The 19,969-nt window shown below is 53.0% G+C and carries 18 protein-coding genes; all 18 read left to right on the top strand.

Annotation, left to right across the window (positions count from 1 at the left end):
- The first annotated feature begins 552 nt into the window (after positions 1-552).
- The 18 genes from sdhC (at position 553) to cpoB (ending at position 19,751) form a co-directional block, all read left to right on the top strand.
- On the top strand, positions 553-942 hold the full coding sequence (gene sdhC, locus ACJY2L_RS19185; protein WP_067428751.1) for a succinate dehydrogenase cytochrome b556 subunit: 390 nt from the start codon (positions 553-555) through the stop codon (positions 940-942).
- Positions 936-1,283 carry a succinate dehydrogenase membrane anchor subunit gene (sdhD, locus tag ACJY2L_RS19180; RefSeq protein ID WP_067428754.1) on the top strand — a complete coding sequence of 116 codons (348 nt, stop codon included), beginning with the start codon at positions 936-938 and terminating at the stop codon, positions 1,281-1,283. Before sdhC ends, sdhD begins: the two co-directional genes overlap by 7 nt.
- Complete coding sequence (gene sdhA / locus ACJY2L_RS19175) at positions 1,283-3,049, top strand: succinate dehydrogenase flavoprotein subunit (RefSeq protein ID WP_187486145.1); 1,767 nt, start codon at positions 1,283-1,285, stop codon at positions 3,047-3,049. Before sdhD ends, sdhA begins: the two co-directional genes overlap by 1 nt.
- 16 nt (positions 3,050-3,065) lie before the next feature.
- A complete protein-coding gene (locus tag ACJY2L_RS19170) occupies positions 3,066-3,782 on the top strand; it encodes a succinate dehydrogenase iron-sulfur subunit (RefSeq protein ID WP_264272957.1) in 717 nt (238 codons plus the stop codon).
- Positions 3,783-4,058: 276 nt separating this feature from the next.
- Complete coding sequence (gene sucA / locus ACJY2L_RS19165; RefSeq protein WP_067428762.1) at positions 4,059-6,866, top strand: 2-oxoglutarate dehydrogenase E1 component; 2,808 nt, start codon at positions 4,059-4,061, stop codon at positions 6,864-6,866.
- Positions 6,867-6,880: 14 nt separating this feature from the next.
- Positions 6,881-8,098 (top strand): 2-oxoglutarate dehydrogenase complex dihydrolipoyllysine-residue succinyltransferase, encoded by a 1,218-nt coding sequence (gene odhB / locus ACJY2L_RS19160; protein WP_439212812.1) that lies wholly within the window; start codon positions 6,881-6,883, stop codon positions 8,096-8,098.
- 70 nt (positions 8,099-8,168) lie between these two features.
- On the top strand, positions 8,169-9,335 hold the full coding sequence (gene sucC, locus ACJY2L_RS19155) for an ADP-forming succinate--CoA ligase subunit beta (protein ID WP_067428767.1): 1,167 nt from the start codon (positions 8,169-8,171) through the stop codon (positions 9,333-9,335).
- Entirely contained in the window at positions 9,335-10,207 is an 873-nt protein-coding gene (sucD, locus tag ACJY2L_RS19150) for a succinate--CoA ligase subunit alpha (protein ID WP_067428769.1), read from the top strand. Before sucC ends, sucD begins: the two co-directional genes overlap by 1 nt.
- 669 nt (positions 10,208-10,876) lie before the next feature.
- Complete coding sequence (gene cydA, locus ACJY2L_RS19145; protein ID WP_439212813.1) at positions 10,877-12,448, top strand: cytochrome ubiquinol oxidase subunit I; 1,572 nt, start codon at positions 10,877-10,879, stop codon at positions 12,446-12,448.
- Position 12,449: 1 nt separating this feature from the next.
- Positions 12,450-13,589, top strand: a complete 1,140-nt coding sequence (gene cydB, locus ACJY2L_RS19140; RefSeq protein WP_439212814.1) for a cytochrome d ubiquinol oxidase subunit II — start codon at positions 12,450-12,452, stop codon at positions 13,587-13,589.
- A 13-nt stretch (positions 13,590-13,602) separates the two neighbouring features.
- Positions 13,603-13,716 carry a cytochrome bd-I oxidase subunit CydX gene (gene cydX / locus ACJY2L_RS19135; RefSeq protein ID WP_067428775.1) on the top strand — a complete coding sequence of 38 codons (114 nt, stop codon included), beginning with the start codon at positions 13,603-13,605 and terminating at the stop codon, positions 13,714-13,716.
- A 308-nt stretch (positions 13,717-14,024) separates the two neighbouring features.
- Positions 14,025-14,429 carry a tol-pal system-associated acyl-CoA thioesterase gene (gene ybgC / locus ACJY2L_RS19130; protein ID WP_439212815.1) on the top strand — a complete coding sequence of 135 codons (405 nt, stop codon included), beginning with the start codon at positions 14,025-14,027 and terminating at the stop codon, positions 14,427-14,429.
- Entirely contained in the window at positions 14,426-15,112 is a 687-nt protein-coding gene (gene tolQ / locus ACJY2L_RS19125) for a Tol-Pal system protein TolQ (protein ID WP_067428779.1), read from the top strand. The genes ybgC and tolQ overlap by 4 nt, the downstream gene beginning before the upstream one ends.
- A 12-nt stretch (positions 15,113-15,124) precedes the next feature.
- On the top strand, positions 15,125-15,553 hold the full coding sequence (gene tolR, locus ACJY2L_RS19120) for a colicin uptake protein TolR (RefSeq protein ID WP_067428782.1): 429 nt from the start codon (positions 15,125-15,127) through the stop codon (positions 15,551-15,553).
- A gap of 30 nt (positions 15,554-15,583) precedes the next feature.
- Entirely contained in the window at positions 15,584-16,897 is a 1,314-nt protein-coding gene (gene tolA / locus ACJY2L_RS19115) for a cell envelope integrity protein TolA (protein ID WP_187487909.1), read from the top strand.
- A 174-nt stretch (positions 16,898-17,071) separates the two neighbouring features.
- Positions 17,072-18,364 carry a Tol-Pal system beta propeller repeat protein TolB gene (gene tolB / locus ACJY2L_RS19110; RefSeq protein WP_439212816.1) on the top strand — a complete coding sequence of 431 codons (1,293 nt, stop codon included), beginning with the start codon at positions 17,072-17,074 and terminating at the stop codon, positions 18,362-18,364.
- A 46-nt stretch (positions 18,365-18,410) separates the two neighbouring features.
- Positions 18,411-18,944, top strand: coding sequence for a peptidoglycan-associated lipoprotein Pal (pal, locus tag ACJY2L_RS19105; protein WP_067428795.1), 534 nt, complete (start codon positions 18,411-18,413; stop codon positions 18,942-18,944).
- A gap of 9 nt (positions 18,945-18,953) precedes the next feature.
- Positions 18,954-19,751 carry a cell division protein CpoB gene (gene cpoB, locus ACJY2L_RS19100; RefSeq protein WP_067428798.1) on the top strand — a complete coding sequence of 266 codons (798 nt, stop codon included), beginning with the start codon at positions 18,954-18,956 and terminating at the stop codon, positions 19,749-19,751.
- The last annotated feature ends 218 nt before the right edge of the window (positions 19,752-19,969 follow it).

Raw genomic sequence — 19,969 nt, 5'->3', positions numbered from 1 at the left:
CAGTTCACTCTGCGGCACGGTGACTGTAGCAAGGTACAGAGTGAGGAGCGCATCCAGGCAAGAGTCCGGCAGGCATGGCTAACTGCGTTTCGCGGTTGTTAAAGATCTGTTCTGGTCATAACGTATGTTGAACCAATAACCTGATGCTTTTAAGCAATATTAACATGCCAATGTTACATAACTTATGCTTAGGGGAAAGTGTATCCCCATAACTTTTGCGCATCATCGGTTTTTTGATGCATCGTTTGTAACCGAATTGTTGAACTTTTGTCAAATCAGATAATTAAATTTGTATAAATTGTGAAATTCGTGAGTCAGATCACTGTTCCACCTAAATTTCACCAAAGAGATTGTAGGGGAATTGTAATAAGAATGTGATCCCCTTATACTTTCGCCAGGTCTCCGGAATATCCTGACACCGAGAGCCACCCAGCGTTTCTGGCGCCTTAATTAACACTGGATGTTGCTGTATTGGTGACGGTTAAAGTTTGATTGCAGCAGCGATTAAACTGGCACCTTCAGGACCGGAGGGAGCAAAATAAAAAAAGCTGTGTGGGCAAAACCGTGAAAAAACAAAGACCTGTCAACTTGGATCTCTCTACGATCCGGTTTCCCGTTACTGCAGTATCATCCATTCTTCATCGCGTTTCCGGCGTCATCACCTTTGTGGCGGTTGGCATTCTGCTGTGGCTTTTGGGTCTCTCGCTCTCATCGCCTGAAGGTTTCCTGCAAGCATCCGCTGTTATGGATAGCTTTTTTGTTAAATTCATCATGTGGGGCATCCTTACCGCGCTGGCTTATCATGCCGCGAGCGGTATTCGTCATATGCTGATGGATTTTGGTTATCTTGCAGAGACGATGGCAGTAGGAAGGCGCTCTGCGTATTTTGCAATGGGTCTCACCGTCGTGCTTTCAATTCTGGCTGGAGTGTTCGTATGGTAAGCAATGCTTCTGCATTGGGGCGTAATGGCATCCATGACTGGCTGCTACTGCGTGCTTCTGCAATTCTGATCACCCTCTATATCGTGTACATCCTCGGCTTCATCTTGATGGCGGACACACTTACCTACGACATATGGCGCGGGTTCTTTGCCTCTTCATTTACCAAAGTGTTCACGTTGCTGACGCTGCTTTCGATTCTTGTCCATGGCTGGATTGGCATGTGGCAGGTACTGACCGATTACGTTAAATCGCTCAGCGTGCGTTTGATTGGACAGCTGGTGATTGTGGTTGTGCTGCTGGCGTATGCACTTTATGGAACCGTTGTGGTATGGGGTGCGTGATGAATTTACCCGTTAGAGAGTTTGATGCCGTAGTGATCGGCGCAGGTGGCGCAGGTATGCGTGCCGCACTGCAAATCTCCCAGGCAGGCCAGAGCTGTGCGCTGCTATCAAAAGTCTTTCCTACCCGTTCTCATACGGTGTCGGCGCAGGGCGGTATTACCGTTGCGCTGGGCAACAGCCATGAAGATAACTGGGAATGGCACATGTACGATACGGTGAAGGGCTCCGATTATATCGGTGACCAGGATGCCATCGAATACATGTGTAAAACCGGTCCGGAAGCGATTCTGGAACTGGAACATATGGGGCTGCCTTTTTCCCGTCTGGACGATGGTCGCGTTTATCAGCGTCCTTTCGGCGGACAGTCCAAAAATTTTGGCGGTGAGCAGGCGGCGCGAACCGCAGCCGCTGCTGACCGTACCGGCCATGCGCTGCTTCATACCCTTTATCAGCAGAACCTGAAAAACAAAACCACCATCTTTTCTGAGTGGTATGCACTGGATCTGGTGAAAAATGAAGATGGCGCAGTGGTGGGATGTACCGCACTGAGCATCGAAACTGGCGAAGTCGTTTACTTCAAGGCCAAAGCAACAGTGCTGGCCACCGGTGGCGCTGGCCGTATCTATCAGTCAACCACTAACGCCCACATCAACACGGGTGACGGCGTTGGCATGGCGCTGCGTGCAGGCGTGCCGGTTCAGGATATGGAAATGTGGCAGTTTCACCCGACGGGCATTGCCGGTGCGGGCGTACTGGTCACAGAAGGCTGTCGTGGTGAGGGCGGATATCTGCTGAATAAACACGGCGAACGCTTTATGGAGCGTTATGCTCCAAACGCTAAAGATCTCGCCGGTCGTGACGTTGTAGCGCGTTCTATCATGATTGAAATTCGTGAAGGCCGTGGCTGTGAAGGTCCGTGGGGCCCACATGCCAAACTGAAGCTTGATCACTTGGGTAAAGATGTTCTGGAATCACGTTTGCCAGGCATTCTTGAGCTTTCCCGTACCTTTGCGCATGTCGATCCGGTAAAAGAGCCGATTCCGGTTATCCCAACCTGCCACTACATGATGGGCGGCATTCCGACCAAAGTCACCGGTCAGGCATTAACCGTAAATGCGCAGGGTGAAGATGTCGTGATTCCTGGCCTGTTCGCCGTCGGTGAAATTGCCTGTGTATCTGTACACGGTGCCAACCGTCTTGGCGGTAACTCGCTGTTGGACCTGGTGGTATTTGGTCGCGCGGCAGGCCTGCATCTGCTGGAATCAATCCAGGAGCAGGGTGAACTGCGTGACGCCACAGCAGAAAACATTGATGCCTCGCTGGCACGCTATCAGCGCTGGGATAACAATACTACCGGCGAAGACCCAACCGAACTGCGTAAAGCATTACAGGCCTGTATGCAGAATAACTTCTCGGTGTTCCGTGAAGGCGATGCAATGGCAAAAGGCCTGGCTGAATTAAAAGAGCTGCGTGAGCGTTTGAAAAATGCCCGTCTGGATGACCGTTCAAGTGACTTCAACACCCAACGTGTGGAATGCCTTGAGCTGGACAACCTGATGGAAACAGCTTATGCGACGGCAATGTCGGCCAACTACCGTACAGAGAGTCGTGGCGCACACAGCCGCTTTGACTATCCGGAGCGTGATGATGACAACTGGCTCTGCCACAGTCTTTATCTGCCGGAGAATGAGAGCATGACGCGTCGTGAAGTGAATATGCAGCCAAAACTGCGTGCCGCTTTCCCGCCAAAAGCTCGAACCTACTAATTGCGGAGTAATGTCGATGAGACTTGAATTTTCAATTTATCGCTATAACCCCGATGTCGACGATGCGCCGCGCATGCAGGACTATACGCTGGAGTCAGACGAAGGGCGCGACATGATGCTGCTGGATGCGCTGATTCGCCTGAAAGAAAAAGATCCCACGCTGGCGTTTCGTCGCTCATGCCGTGAAGGTGTCTGCGGCTCTGACGGTCTGAACATGAACGGTAAAAACGGTCTGGCCTGCATTACGCCCATTTCTGCCCTGGGCAACGGCAAGCAGAAAATTGTCATCCGTCCATTGCCAGGTCTGCCGGTAGTCCGCGATCTGGTTGTCGATATGGGCCAGTTCTACGCGCAATATGAGAAAATTAAACCTTTCTTAATCAACAATGGCGAGAATCCGCCAGCGCGTGAGCACCTGCAGATGCCAGATCAACGTGAGCATCTGGATGGGCTTTATGAGTGCATTCTGTGCGCCTGCTGCTCAACCTCATGCCCTTCATTCTGGTGGAATCCTGATAAATTTATTGGACCCGCAGGTTTGCTGGCGGCCTATCGCTTCCTGATCGACAGTCGTGATACGGAAACCGAAGCGCGTCTGGACAATCTTAGTGACGCCTTCAGCGTGTTCCGTTGTCACAGCATCATGAACTGCGTGAGCGTTTGTCCTAAGGGTCTTAACCCAACGAAGGCAATTGGTCATATCAAGTCAATGCTGCTGCAACGTGGCGCGTAAAGGCTAAATTTATCCTCCGCTGCCGGAAGCCCTGGGCTTCCGGCACGTTCGGAAATCCTGATAAAGCGTGTTCACCAAAACGCTTTATCAGGGTTCCCTTACGGGTACGCGCCCCGGTAGCGCAATGGACTCGTATCGCTGAACCTGTTTAGGCCGTGTCCCGCCCTTGTTTGTGAAGAAGTTACACGCGCAAGCGCAGGATGCAGTCTTAGGCAAGCCGTTAACCCGGTAACAATGAAACCTCGAAAAAAAGCATTTCATGCTTAAGGGATCACAATGCAGAACAGCGCGATGAAACCCTGGCTGGACTCTTCCTGGCTGGCCGGCGCGAACCAATCTTACATAGAGCAGCTCTATGAGGATTTTCTAACCGATCCTGACTCTGTCGATGCTGTATGGCGCGAAAGGTTCCAGCAGCTTCCCGGAACCGGAGTTAAACCAGAACAGATTCACTCCACGACCCGCGAATATTTCCGCCGTCTGGCGAAAGACGCTTCTCGCTACACCGCATCCGTTACCGATCCGGTAACGAACTCCAGGCAGGTTAAAGTCCTGCAACTGATCAACGCCTTCCGTTTCCGTGGCCATCAACAGGCCAATCTCGATCCGCTCGGTTTGTGGAAACAGGAGTCAGTACCGGATCTGGCACCTGAATTCCACGATTTAACCGAAGCTGATTTCCAGGAAACGTTCAACGTCGGCTCGTTTGCCATTGGCAAAGAGACGATGAAACTGGGCGAATTATATCAGGCACTGCAGCAGACCTATTGTGGTTCGATTGGTGCCGAGTATATGCATATCACCAATACGGAAGAGAAACGCTGGATTCAACAGCGTATCGAATCGGTAATGGGCCAACCCTCTTTCACTGCCGAAGAGAAGAAAGGCTTTCTGAAAGAGCTGACCGCTGCCGAAGGTCTGGAAAAATATCTCGGCGCAAAATTCCCGGGAGCAAAACGCTTCTCGCTGGAAGGCGGCGATGCGTTAGTGCCAATGCTGCGCGAAATGATCCGCCATGCAGGCAAAAGCGGCACGCGCGAAGTGGTTCTGGGCATGGCCCACCGCGGTCGCCTTAATGTGCTGATCAACGTGCTCGGCAAAAAGCCGCAGGATCTGTTTGACGAATTTGCCGGCAAACATAAAGAGCATCTGGGCACCGGTGATGTGAAATATCACATGGGCTTCTCTTCTGATGTGGAGACGGAAGGGGGCATGGTGCACTTAGCACTGGCCTTTAACCCTTCGCATCTGGAAATTGTTAGCCCGGTTGTCATGGGTTCAGTGCGCGCGCGCCTCGATCGCCTTGATGAACCCGCAAGCAACAAAGTGTTGCCTATCACAATTCATGGTGATGCCGCGGTAACCGGTCAGGGCGTGGTGCAGGAGACATTAAACATGTCTCAGGCTCGCGGTTATGAAGTTGGCGGTACCGTACGTATCGTCATTAATAACCAGGTGGGCTTTACCACTTCCAACCCGAAAGATGCGCGTTCCACTCAATACTGTACCGACATCGGTAAAATGGTGCTGGCGCCAATCTTCCACGTCAATGCTGACGATCCGGAAGCGGTGGCGTTCGTGACGCGTCTGGCGCTCGATTTCCGCAACACCTTTAAACGTGACGTCTTCATCGACCTGGTGTGCTATCGCCGCCATGGACACAACGAAGCGGATGAGCCAAGCGCCACGCAGCCATTGATGTACCAAAAAATCAAAAAGCATCCAACGCCGCGTAAGCTTTATGCCGACAAGCTGGAAAGCAATCAGGTTGCTTCACAGGCCGATGCTACTGAAATGGTCAATTTGTACCGTGATGCGCTTGATGCCGGTGAATGTGTAGTACCGGAGTGGCGGCCAATGAGCCTGCACTCTTTTACCTGGTCACCTTACCTGAATCACGACTGGGAAGAGAGCTATCCGGAGAAGGTTGAAATGAAACGGCTGCAGGAGTTAGCGCGCCGTATCAGCACCGTTCCTGATTCAATTGAAGTGCAGTCTCGTGTGGCGAAGATCTACAACGATCGCGCTGACATGGCGGAAGGCAATAAACCTTTCGACTGGGGCGGCGCCGAGAATCTGGCCTATGCCACGCTGGTAGACGAAGGTATTCCTTGTCGCCTGTCTGGTGAGGATATGGGTCGTGGCACCTTCTTCCATCGCCATGCGGTGGTGCATAACCAAAGCAACGGATCGACTTACACGCCGCTGCAGCATATTCACAATGGTCAGGGCATCTTTAAAGTCTGGGATTCCGTGCTGTCTGAAGAAGCGGTGCTGGCATTTGAATATGGCTATGCCACGGCTGAGCCGCGTACGCTGACCATCTGGGAAGCGCAGTTTGGTGACTTTGCCAACGGCGCTCAGGTAGTTATCGACCAGTTCATCAGTTCAGGCGAGCAGAAGTGGGGCCGTATGTGTGGCCTGGTGATGCTGTTGCCACACGGCTATGAAGGTCAGGGTCCGGAGCACTCCTCCGCACGCCTTGAGCGTTATCTGCAACTTTGTGCTGAGCAAAACATGCAGGTATGCGTGCCTTCAACCCCGGCACAGGTTTATCACATGCTGCGTCGTCAGGCCTTGCGCGGTATGCGCCGTCCGCTGATCGTGATGTCACCAAAATCGCTGCTGCGTCATCCGCTGGCAATTTCATCTCTGGATGAACTGGCTAATGGCCGCTTCCAGCCAGCCATTGGCGAAATCGACGATCTGGATCCGAAAGCGGTTAAGCGCGTCGTGCTTTGTTCCGGCAAGGTATATTACGACCTGCTTGAGCAGCGCCGCAAAAATGAACAGACCGATGTTGCCATTGTGCGCATCGAACAGCTTTATCCTTTCCCGCACAAAGCGGTGCAGGAAGCGCTGCAAGCTTATGCACACGTGCATGATTTTGTCTGGTGCCAGGAAGAGCCACTGAATCAGGGTGCCTGGTATTGCAGCCAGCATCATTTCCGTGAAGTGGTTCCATTTGGTGCTTCGTTACGTTACGCCGGTCGTCCCGCTTCGGCTTCACCGGCAGTTGGCTATATGTCCGTTCACCAGAAACAGCAGCAAGAACTGGTCAATGACGCGCTGAACGTTAATTAATTAAAGGATAGATAATGAGTAGCGTAGATATTCTCGTTCCCGACCTGCCAGAATCCGTTGCTGATGCAACTGTAGCGACCTGGCATAAAAAACCTGGCGATGCGGTTAGCCGCGACGAAGTGCTGGTAGAAATTGAAACTGACAAAGTGGTACTGGAAGTGCCTGCATCAGCCGACGGCATTCTGGAAGCCGTGCTGGAAGAAGAGGGCGCTACGGTGACCTCGCGTCAGATTCTGGGACGTCTGAAAGAGGGCAACAGTGCGGGCAAAGAGTCTTCTGCTAAATCAGAAGATAAAGATGCCACACCAGCCCAACGTCAAACCGCCTCTCTGGAAGATGAAAGCAACGATGCGCTGAGCCCAGCTATTCGTCGCCTGATCGCTGAACATTCGCTCGACCCGGCCGCCATTAAAGGCAGCGGCGTAGGCGGACGTCTGACCCGTGAAGATGTTGAGAAACATCTGGCGCAGAACACCGGCGCTAAAGCCGCAGCCCCAGCCCCAGCGGCAACGCCGCAGCCACCGGTTGCTGGCCGCACAGAAAAACGTGTACCGATGACCCGTCTGCGTAAGCGTGTCGCAGAGCGTCTGCTGGAAGCGAAAAACAGCACCGCAATGCTGACAACGTTCAACGAAATCAACATGAAGCCAATCATGGACTTGCGTAAGCAATATGGCGAAGTGTTTGAGAAGCGTCATGGTGTGCGTTTGGGCTTTATGTCCTTCTACATCAAAGCGGTGGTTGAAGCGTTAAAACGCTTCCCGGAAGTTAACGCATCGATTGATGGCGAAGATGTGGTTTACCACAACTACTTCGATGTCAGCATTGCGGTTTCCACTCCGCGCGGACTGGTCACGCCTGTGCTGAAAGACGTTGATGCGCTGAGCATGGCAGATATCGAGAAGAAAATTAAAGAACTGGCGGTCAAAGGCCGTGATGGCAAGCTGACGGTTGAAGAGCTGACCGGGGGTAACTTTACTATTACCAACGGCGGCGTATTTGGCTCACTGATGTCTACGCCAATCATCAACCCACCGCAAAGCGCGATTCTCGGCATGCACGCGATCAAAGACCGCCCAATGGCGGTGAATGGTCAGGTGGTTATCCTGCCAATGATGTACCTCGCACTTTCTTACGATCACCGCCTGATCGACGGACGTGAGTCCGTGGGTTACTTAGTGGCAGTGAAAGAGATGCTGGAAGATCCAGCCCGTCTGTTGCTGGACGTTTAATTCTCGCCGGGCGCGGCTCAGGCTGCGCCCAACCTTATTAATCTTTTCAGATATGAATGGATAGAACATCATGAACTTACACGAATACCAGGCGAAACAGCTGTTTGCACGGTATGGCATGCCGGCACCAACCGGTTACGCCTGTACTACGCCACGCGAAGCAGAAGAAGCGGCGTCTAAAATTGGCGCAGGCCCGTGGGTAGTAAAATGTCAGGTTCATGCCGGTGGCCGCGGTAAAGCGGGCGGTGTGAAAGTGGTTAACAGCAAAGAAGATATTCGTGCTTTTGCTGAAAACTGGCTGGGAAAACGTCTGGTTACCTATCAAACAGATGCGCACGGTCAGCCGGTAAATCAGATTCTGGTTGAAGCGGCCACTGATATCGATCAGGAACTCTATCTGGGTGCGGTTGTTGATCGTGCCAGCCGCCGCGTGGTCTTTATGGCCTCAACCGAAGGCGGTGTAGAAATTGAAAAAGTGGCGGAAGAGACTCCGCACCTGATTCATAAAATGGCGCTTGATCCCTTAGCAGGTCCACAGCCTTATCAGGGCCGTGAACTGGCATTCAAACTGGGTCTGACCGGCAAGCAAGTTAACCAGTTCACCAAGATCTTTATGGGTCTGGCAACCATGTTCCTGGAGCGCGATCTGGCGATGGTTGAGATCAACCCGCTGGTCATCACCAAACAGGGCGATCTGATCTGCCTCGATGGCAAACTGGGCGCCGATGGCAATGCGTTGTTCCGTCAGCCGGAACTGCGTGAAATGCGCGATCCAAGCCAGGAAGACCCACGTGAAGCGCATGCTACCCAGTGGGAACTGAACTATGTCGCGCTGGATGGCAATATCGGTTGTATGGTGAACGGTGCCGGTCTGGCAATGGGCACCATGGACATCGTGAAGCACCACGGCGGCGAGCCTGCTAACTTCCTCGATGTTGGCGGCGGCGCGACCAAAGAGCGTGTTACCGAAGCCTTTAAAATCATCCTGTCTGATGATGCGGTTAAAGCCGTATTCGTCAATATTTTCGGCGGTATCGTCCGTTGCGATCTGATCGCAGATGGCATCATCGGCGCAGTCGCTGAAGTGGGTGTCAACGTGCCGGTCGTGGTGCGTCTGGAAGGTAACAACGCCGAGCTGGGCGCCCAGAAACTGGCGGACAGCGGCTTGAACATCATTGCAGCAACCAGCCTGACAGACGCTGCACAGCGTGTTGTCGCTGCAGCGGAGGGAAAATAATGTCCATTCTGATCGACAAAAACACCAAAGTGATCTGCCAGGGCTTCACCGGCGGACAGGGCACGTTCCATTCAGAGCAGGCTCTGGCTTATGGTACGCAGCTGGTTGGCGGCGTAACGCCAGGCAAAGGCGGCACCGAGCACCTTGGACTGCCAGTATTCAACACCGTGCGTGAAGCGGTGGAAGCCACCGGCGCAACGGCATCAGTGATCTACGTTCCTGCGCCGTTCTGTAAAGATGGCATTCTGGAAGCGATCGATGCGGGCATCAAGCTGATCATCACCATCACTGAAGGCATCCCTACACTGGACATGCTGACCGTGAAAATGAAGCTGGATGAAGCTGGCGTGCGCATGATCGGTCCAAACTGCCCAGGTGTGATCACCCCGGGCGAATGCAAAATCGGTATCATGCCGGGCCATATCCATCAGCCGGGCCGCGTGGGGATCGTTTCCCGCTCCGGTACGTTGACCTATGAAGCCGTTAAGCAGACCACCGACATTGGCTACGGCCAGTCAACCTGCGTCGGCATCGGCGGCGACCCAATTCCTGGCTCTAACTTCATCGATATCCTGAAGCTGTTCCAGGACGATCCGCAGACCGAAGTGATTGTCATGATCGGTGAAATCGGCGGCAGTGCGGAAGAAGAAGCGGCTGCCTTTATCAAAGAACATGTGACCAAGCCAGTTGTGGGTTACATTGCTGGCGTAACTGCGCCAAAAGGCAAGCGTATGGGCCATGCTGGCGCCATCATTGCCGGTGGTAAAGGCACAGCAGATGAAAAATTTGCTGCGCTGGAAGCGGCAGGTGTGAAAACCGTACGCAGCCTGGCCGATATCGGCGATGCAGTGAAAGCGGTACTGCCACAGTAATTGCTGGTGGGTAGCAAAAAAAGGTCACCTTCGGGTGGCCTTTTTTATGTCCATCTTACAAACGCATTACGGTTAATTCATTAGAGATGTGAATTAATACTTTGGAAAATAGCCTGGCGAAATGGCTGTTAAAAACTATTATTAAAAGGCGTCTAAAAATACCAAAAATAAACCACGGCTTTTTCTGAATACATTTAAAAGTTTCCATTAAACTAAACGATCTTATTCTTTAATTATTTCGCCACCAATTAAATACAATCAATTAACAGCGCCTTGCTACAGCCTTTTTCCCATTTTAATTCCTTAATCCAGATCAAGTTGCTGCCGCTTATATCCAGCTATATCGCTGGATATGCTGCGCTTGTTTCGAGTAAATTGCTTTGCATCAAAATCGCAGGCTGAGCGCTGTCGATATCAACCTGCCAGATTGATCTACCACATTCATGTGTACGCCACCTGTTTACTGGAATAAACAGGCGCTATTCGCTGTGGCAGTAACCGTAATCCGGAATTATTCAGCATTTATTAACTTACTGTCGCTCTGGCAGGGAACGCCTTGTCACCACGACTTACCCGGGATCACTTTCTATCGTTTCACATGAATGACGCAGGACTACGACCGGTTATTTCTGGTTATGCCTTGCAGAGTATGCGGAACAAGGAGTCAAGATGTTAGATATCGTCGAACTGTCGCGTTTGCAGTTTGCCTTGACTGCAATGTATCACTTTCTGTTTGTGCCACTGACGCTGGGTATGGCGTTCCTGCTGGCCATTATGGAAACGGTGTATGTGCTGTCTGGTAAACAGATCTACAAGGATATGACCAAATTTTGGGGCAAGCTCTTTGGCATTAACTTTGCGCTGGGCGTGGCTACCGGTCTGACCATGGAATTCCAGTTCGGCACTAACTGGTCTTATTATTCCCATTACGTGGGGGATATTTTCGGTGCACCACTGGCTATAGAAGGGCTGATGGCTTTTTTCCTTGAGTCGACGTTTGTCGGTCTGTTCTTTTTTGGCTGGGATCGTCTTGGCAAAGTACAGCATCTGGCGGTAACCTGGCTGGTGGCGCTGGGATCGAACATGTCTGCATTGTGGATTCTGGTGGCTAACGGCTGGATGCAAAATCCGGTCGCCTCAGAATTTAACTTTGAAACCATGCGCATGGAAATGCTCAGCTTCTCTGAGCTGGTGCTCAACCCGGTGGCGCAGGTCAAATTTGTGCATACGGTAGCGGCGGGCTATACCGCAGGCTCAATGTTTGTGCTGGGTATCAGTGCCTGGTACCTGCTGAAGGGTCGCGATACCGCGTTTGCTAAACGCTCTTTCGCTATCGCCGCCAGTTTCGGCATGGCAGCAATTCTTTCGGTAATTGTGCTGGGTGACGAATCAGGCTACGAAATCGGTGACGTGCAGAAAACCAAGCTGGCAGCGATAGAAGCCGAATGGGAAACACAACCGGCACCGGCGGCCTTTACGCTATTTGGCCTGCCGGATCAGGAGGCGCAGGAAAACCGTTACGCAATTCAAATTCCTTATCTTCTGGGTCTGATCGCCACGCGATCGGTGGATCAACCGGTTACCGGCCTGAAAGAGTTGTTGCAGCAGCATGAAGTGCGCATTCGCAACGGCATGAAAGCCTATGCGCTGCTGAATACGCTGCGTTCAGGCAGCCAGGATCCGGCGGTGCGGGCAGAGTTTGAGCGCCACAAGCAGGATCTCGGCTATGGTCTGCTGTTAAAACGCTATACCGATAACGTCGCCGATGCGTCAGAAACGCAAATCGCGCAGGCCACGCAGGATTCCATTCCACGCGTTGCGCCACTCTATTTCTCATTCCGCATCATGGTGCTCAGCGGCGTATTAATGCTGGGAATTTTCATCTTTGCCTTCTGGAGCGTGATCCGTAATCGCATTGGTCAGCGTCCATGGCTGCTGAAGGCTGCACTGTACGGTATTCCACTGCCGTGGATCGCCATCGAATCGGGCTGGTTTGTGGCGGAATATGGTCGTCAGCCGTGGGCGATTGGTGAAATCCTGCCGACGGCGGTGGCTAACTCTTCATTAACTACCGGCGACCTGCTGTTTTCCATGGGGCTGATTTGCGGGCTTTATACGCTGTTTCTGATTGTGGAAATGTACCTGATGTTCAAATTTGCGCGGCTGGGCCCAAGCAGCCTGCGAACGGGCCGCTATCACCATGAACAGCCGCTGACCCTCACCACCGCAACGGGAGCCTGATATGTTCGATTATGAAGTATTACGTTTTGTCTGGTGGCTGCTGATCGGCGTGTTGTTCATCGGCTTTGCGGTTACCGACGGTTTCGATATGGGCGTTGGCATGCTGTCGCGCCTGATAGGCCGCAATGATACGGAACGCCGCATCATGATCAACAGCATTGCGCCGCACTGGGATGGCAATCAGGTATGGTTGATCACCGCGGGCGGCGCGCTGTTTGCCGCCTGGCCGATGGTCTATGCCGCTGCGTTCTCCGGGTTCTATGTGGCGATGATTCTGGTGCTGGCCTCGCTGTTCTTCCGGCCGGTGGGTTTTGATTATCGCTCAAAAATCGAAGATCGCCGCTGGCGTGAAACCTGGGATTGGGGCATTTTTGTCGGCAGCTTTGTGCCGCCGCTGGTGATTGGCGTCGCTTTCGGTAACCTGTTACAGGGCGTACCGTTCCACGCTGACAGCTGGTTACGGCTGTTTTATACCGGCAACTTTTTTCAGCTGCTCAATCCTTTTGGCTTACTGGCTGGCGTGGTCAGTCTGACCATGATCCTGGCGCAGGGAGCCACCTATCTGCAGATGCGTACGCTGGGCGAGGTAGAACTGCGCGCCCGTACCGCCGCACAGATTTCCGCACTGGTAATGATGATCGCATTTGCGGCGGGCGGCGTCTGGGTCATGTATGGCATTGACGGTTATGTCGTTACCAGCGCGATGAACCACAGCGCCGTATCCAATCCGCTGAGCAAAGAGGTGGTACGTCAGGCAGGCGCGTGGATGACCAACTTCCACAACATGCCCGTCCTCTGGCTGATTCCGGCCGCAGGCGTGCTATTGCCGCTGCTCACCATTATCTGTTCACGCCGCGGCAACGGCGCCTGGGCATTTCTGTTCTCGTCGCTGACGCTGGCCTGCGTCATTCTTACCGCGGGCGTGGCCATGTTCCCGTTCATCATGCCATCCAGCACGGTGCCAAACATCAGCCTGACCGTCTGGGATGCTACGTCGAGCCTGTTGACGCTGCGCATTATGACCGTCGCCGCCATTATCTTTGTGCCCATCATCCTGCTCTATACCACCTGGTGCTACTGGAAAATGTTTGGCCGCATCAGTAAAGAGCAGATTGAAACGCACTCCCATTCACTTTACTAACAGGGGCTACATCATGTGGTATTTTGCCTGGATCCTCGGCACCTTGCTCGCCTGCGCATTTGGCGTGATCACCGCCCTGGCGATTGAACATGTCGACGCGACGAAATCTGGCTCCGATGCCAGATAATCGCTGACCTCTTACAGCGCTCCGTACGGGGCGCTTTTTTGTTGCCCCGCCTTTTATTACCTTATCTTTATCCGGATCGTTTTTAGCCCCCTTAACCCGCAGGATTCGTCTTGTTGGCGAGGGGAAATAACGCCGCGATTTCGTCAAGTTAGTGGCGATTTCAGTCAGTGAGCCTTGACGATGTTGGCGCAACTTTTCAGCGCCGTTTTGCCAGCGATAATTATTTTCTTTGCGCTATGGCAATCCATTCCCAAGGCGTTGGCTCTTGCGTATAGTAGCAACGTTTAAAAGCCTGACCGGGATGTAGAGTGAGTACAACGCTGTTTCAATGGCCGGTTCGCGTCTATTACGAAGACACCGATGCCGGTGGTGTGGTTTATCACGCCAGCTATATCGCTTTTTATGAACGAGCACGGACTGAAATGCTGCGTCAGCGCCATTTCAATCAGCAAACGCTGCTGGAACAACAGGTGGCATTTGTGGTGCGAAAAATGACGGTTGAGTACATGGCGGCGGCGCGCCTTGACGATCTGCTGATCGTTGAGAGTCACGTCAGCGCGATGAGCGGAGCGTCGATGACTTTCGCCCAGCGTATTGTGAATGAAGAAGGCAAAGTGCTCAATGAAGCAGAAGTCCTGATTGCCTGCATTAACCCACATCTTATGAAGCCGATAGCGCTTCCCAAGTCTATTGTCGCGGAGTTCAAGCAGTGACTGACATGAACGTTCTTGATTTGTTCCTGAAGGCGAGCCTTCTGGTCAAACTTATCATGCTGATTTTGATTGGATTTTCCATTGCCTCATGGGCAATCATCATCCAGCGTACGCGTATACTTAACGCCGCAGGTCGGGAAGCGGAAGCGTTTGAAGATAAATTCTGGTCCGGCGTCGAACTTTCCCGTCTTTATCAGGAAAGTCAGGCCCGCCGCGATGAGCTGTCAGGCTCAGAGCAGATTTTCTACTCAGGTTTTAAAGAGTTCGCTCGTCTGCATCGCGCCAACAGCCATGCGCCTGAAGCGGTGCTCGATGGTGCGGGTCGCGCCATGCGCATCTCCATGAACCGTGAGCTGGAATCACTGGAAAACCATATTCCTTTCCTTGGCACTGTCGGATCAATCAGCCCGTATATCGGCCTGTTTGGTACCGTATGGGGCATCATGCACGCCTTTATTGCCCTGGGCGCGGTGAAGCAGGCGACCCTGCAAATGGTTGCACCGGGTATTGCGGAAGCGCTGATCGCCACGGCTATCGGCCTGTTTGCCGCTATTCCTGCGGTCATGGCTTACAACCGTCTCAACCAGCGAGTCAATAAGCTTGAGCAGGGCTATGACAACTTCATGGAAGAGTTCACCGCCATCCTGCATCGTCAGGCGTTCTCCAGCGAGAACAACAAGTAAGCGAGGTGACGCATGGCCAGAAAACGTGGTCGCGGTCGCCGCGAACTTAAATCTGAGATCAATATCGTTCCACTGCTCGACGTGCTGCTGGTGCTGCTGCTGATATTCATGGCAACGGCGCCCATCATCACCCAGAGCGTTGAGGTTGATTTGCCAGATGCTACCGATTCTAAAACCGTTTCCAGCGATGACAATCCGCCGGTAATTGTGGAAGTGTCCGGCGTCGGCCAGTACAGCCTGGTAGTGGATCACGATCGTATGGAGCAGTTGCCGTCTGAACAGGTGGTGGCTGAAGCGCAACGCCGTCTGGAAGCGAATCCGAAAACGGTGTTTTTGATCGGCGGCGCGAAAGATGTGCCTTACGACGAAATTATCAAGGCGCTGAACTTGCTGCATCAGGCAGGCGTGAAGTCTGTGGGTTTGATGACGCAGCCGATCTAATTTATTCGAACCGTTTTTTGGGAACCGAGAGTGTCGAAGGCAACCGAGCAGAACGCTAAGTTAAAACGCGCGATAATCGTATCCGTAATCCTGCACATCGTTTTGATTGGGTTACTGATATGGAGCTCGTTTAACGAAAATATTGAAGCGAGTGGCGGCGGTGGCGGCAGCGATATCGACGCGGTCATGGTCGATCCCGGTGCGGTCGTTGAGCAGTTTAACCGCCAGCAGAATCAGCAGAGCGACAGCCAGCGTGCCGCCCAACAGCGTAAAAAGCAGGCCCAGCAGCAGGCAGAAGAGCTGCAGCAAAAGCAGGCCGCTGAACAACAGCGGCTGAAAGCGCTGGAAAAAGAGCGTTTGCAGGCGCAGGAAGCGGCGAAGGCAGAAGCAAAAGCCCAGGCAGCAGAGCAGAAGCAGGCGGAAGCGGCGGCACAGCAGGCGCAAGAGCAGCAGAAAACCGCAGAAGCAGCGGCGGCCAAGGCGAAAGCCGATGCCAAAGCGGAAGCTGATGCACAGATGAAAGCCGCTGCCGACGCGAAAAAACAGGCTGATGAGCAGGCGAAGAAAGCTGCCGCGGCCGATGCGAAAAAACAGGCAGAAGAGCAGGCAAAAAAAGCGGCGGCCAACGCCAAAAAAGAGGCGGAAGAGCAGGCCAAAGCGGCTGCTGCAGAAGCGGTAAAAGAGAAGGAAAAAGCGGCGAAAGCGGAAGCCGCAGCCAAGGCCAAAGCGGATGCGCAGGCGAAAGCAAAAGCCGCTCAGGAAGCGAAAGAACAGGCCGCTGCTGAAGCTAAAGCGAAGGCGGCACAGGAAGCAAAAGAGCAGGCTGCTGCCGACGCGAAAGCAGAAGCCAAAGCCAAAGCTGAGGCGAAAGCTGAAGCCGCGGCGAAAGCTAAAGCAGATGCCGCAGCCAAAGCGAAAGCGGCCGCCGACGCGAAGAAAAAAGCTGCCGCAGAAGCCGCCAGCGACAGCGATGCGGTAGACGATCTGCTGGGCGGTCTGGCTTCCGGCAAAAATGCGCCGAAAGCAGGTGGCGGGGCAGCAGGGCAGGGGAATCAGAAAAAATCGGGCGCATCGGGAGCCGATATCAGCAACTATGCTGGTCAGATCCAGGCGGCGATTCAAAGCAAGTTTTACGATTCAGATAACTACAAGGGCAAAACCTGTACGCTGCGGGTTAATCTGGCGCCGGACGGTTTGCTGATCAGCGTGAAGGCGGAAGGCGGCGATCCCGCACTGTGTCAGGCTGCGATGGCAGCGGCCCGACAGGCGCGCATTCCTAAGCCTCCGAGCCAGGATGTGTACCAGGTTTTCAAAAACGCACCACTCTATTTTAAACCGCAATAAGAGAGTAACAAATGGCAGCTTGAACTATGTTTAGCTTGCCGTAATCTAAAGCCTGTCGGCACCTGCATCAGGCTTCTGATGGTGCGGGAACAGTGCAGGCTATGTGCTGTACATTTGATAGTTATTGAACACTGCTAATTATCGTGGACGTTGCGTTCAGGTAAGGGAGAGAAAATGAAGCAGGCATTTCGTGTTGCGTTAAGTTTTTTAATACTGTGGGCGGCCGCGCTGCACGCAGAAGTTCGTATCGAAATTACGCAGGGTGTAAATACCGCCCGTCCAATTGGCGTCGTGCCGTTCAAGTGGACCGGACCAGGAGCGGCGCCGGAAGATGTTGGCGGTATCGTTGCTGCGGATCTGCGCAACAGCGGCAAATTCAATCCGCTGGATCGCTCGCGTTTGCCACAGCAGCCTACCACGGCCGCTGAAGTTCAGCCTGCCGCCTGGAGCGCGCTGGGTATCGATGCCGTTGTTGTTGGCCAGGTACAGCCAGGCGCCGATGGCAGCTATGTTGTCTCTTACCAACTGGTGGATACCGCAGGTTCGCCGGGCACCGTGCTGGCTCAGAACCAGTTCAAGGTGACTAAACAGTGGCTGCGCTACGCTGCGCACACCGCCAGTGATGAATCCTTTGAGAAACTCACCGGCATCAAAGGCGCATTCCGTACGCGCATTGCCTATGTGGTACAGACCAATGGCGGTCAGTTCCCCTATGAGTTGCGCGTAGCCGACTACGATGGCTACAACCAGTTTGTGGTTCACCGTTCACCACAGCCGCTGATGTCACCGGCCTGGTCACCGGATGGCAGCAAAGTAGCGTATGTGACTTTTGAAAGCGGCAAGTCCGCGCTGGTGGTACAAACGCTGGCAAACAGCGCTATCCGTCAGATCGCCTCTTTCCCACGTCACAACGGCGCACCGGCTTTCTCTCCGGATGGCAGCAAGCTCGCGTTTGCGTTGTCTAAAACCGGCAGCCTGAACCTGTACGTGATGGACCTTGGCTCAGGCCAGATTCGTCAGGTCACCGACGGCCGTTTTAACAGCACTGAACCGACCTGGTTCCCGGACAGCCAGACGCTGGCTTACACCTCCGATCAGGCAGGTCGTCCACAAATTTATAAAATTGGCGTCAACGGTGGCACTCCGCAGCGCGTGACCTGGGAAGGTTCTCAGAATCAGGACGCGGATGTCAGCACTGACGGTAAATCAATGGTGATGGTCAGCACCAATGGCGGTGCGCAGCACGTCGCCAGACAGGATCTGGAAACGGGAGCCGTTCAAGCTTTAACGGACACGTTCCTGGATGAAACGCCAAGTCTTGCACCTAATGGCACCATGGTAATCTACAGCTCTACTCAGGGTATGGGTTCCGTACTGCAATTGGTATCAACAGATGGTCGTTTCAAAGCGCGTCTTCCGGCAACTGATGGACAGGTAAAATTCCCTGCCTGGTCGCCGTATCTGTGATGCATATGAAAATGTGTATGGCAAACAAAATAATAGGATTCAAAAAATGCAATTGAACAAAGTGCTGAAGGGTTTACTGCTGGCTCTGCCAGTGATCGCAGTGGCTGCATGTAGCTCACACAAAAACAATAACAACGACCAGACCAACGGTATGGGCGCTGATGGTGCTTATGCTAACGGCGGCATGAACGGTAGCGGCAACGGCGGCAACATGTCTTCAGACGAGCAAGCTCGCCTGCAGATGGAACAGCTGCAACGTAACAACATCGTTTACTTCGGTCTGGATCAGTATGACATCCAGTCTGACTTCGCTCAGATGCTGGATCAGCACGCGGCTTTCCTGCGTAGCAACCCATCTTACAAAGTGACCGTTGAAGGTCATGCGGACGAACGCGGTACGCCGGAATACAACATTGCTCTGGGCGAGCGTCGCGCCAGCGCAGTGAAAATGTATCTGCAGGGTAAAGGCGTTTCTGCCGATCAGATCTCTATCGTTTCTTACGGTAAAGAGAAACCAGCTGTACTGGGTCATGACGAATCGGCTTACTCGAAAAACCGTCGTGCCGTACTGGTATACTAAGAGAACCACATGATTAGTAGCTTCAGAACTCACCTGTTGAGTCTGTCGTTACTGGTTGGCGTAGCGGCCCCCTGGGCCGCTAATGCCCAGGCAACAATCAGTAACGTTGGCTCTGGCTCGGTTGAAGACCGTGTCACCACTCTTGAACGTATTTCTAATGCCCAGGCGCAACTGTTGCAGCAACTCCAGCAGCAGATGAACGCCAACCAAAGCGATATCGATTCGCTGCGCGGGCAGATCCAGGAAAACTCATATCAGCTAAATCAGGTGGTCGAGCGGCAAAAGCAGCTCTATCAGCAGATTGATGCGCTCAGTAGCAGCAATGCCAGCAACAGCAGCAATGCGGCTGCAGCAGATACCGGCTCGGCTACGGCAGCAGCAGCGGGCTCTGACAACAGCAGCAGCGATGCCGCCGCGGCACCGGTACAAAGCGGTGATGCCAATACCGATTACAACAACGCTGTTGATCTGGTATTGCAAAAGAAACAGTACGATCAGGCGATCGCTGCTTTTCAGGCTTTCGTAAAAAAATACCCTGATTCTACCTTTCAGCCGAATGCCAATTACTGGCTTGGGCAGCTCTTTTATAACAAGGGCAAAAAGGATGATGCCGCGTACTTTTTTGCCACAGTGGTAAAAAAATACCCGAAATCACCAAAAAGTGCGGAAGCGCTGTTTAAGGTCGGCGTCATCATGCAGGACAAAGGTGATAACGCGAAGGCTAAAGCAGTGTTTCAACAGGTGGTTAAGCAGTATCCCAACAGTGAATCTGCTAAGCAGGCGCAAAAACGCATAGCAGCACTGTAAAAGGCGATGAAAAGCCAGATATCGTATGATTTCTGGCCTTAGTGCGTTAAAGGTAAGCAGTTAGCGGTATTCGCGGAAAAAGGGGTTGCGCTCCCCCGCTAAATCAGTAATATATGCCGCCGTTGCCGGGACATATCTTAAAGCGGTTCAGGTGGCATAAAGTGGGTCGTTAGCTCAGTTGGTAGAGCAGTTGACTTTTAATCAATTGGTCGCAGGTT

Origin of the sequence: Duffyella sp. Ts4 (assembly GCF_051851875.1) — a bacterium.
Taxonomy (GTDB): Bacteria; Pseudomonadota; Gammaproteobacteria; order Enterobacterales; family Enterobacteriaceae; genus Duffyella; species Duffyella gerundensis.
This window is presented reverse-complemented; position numbering and strand designations above follow the sequence as displayed.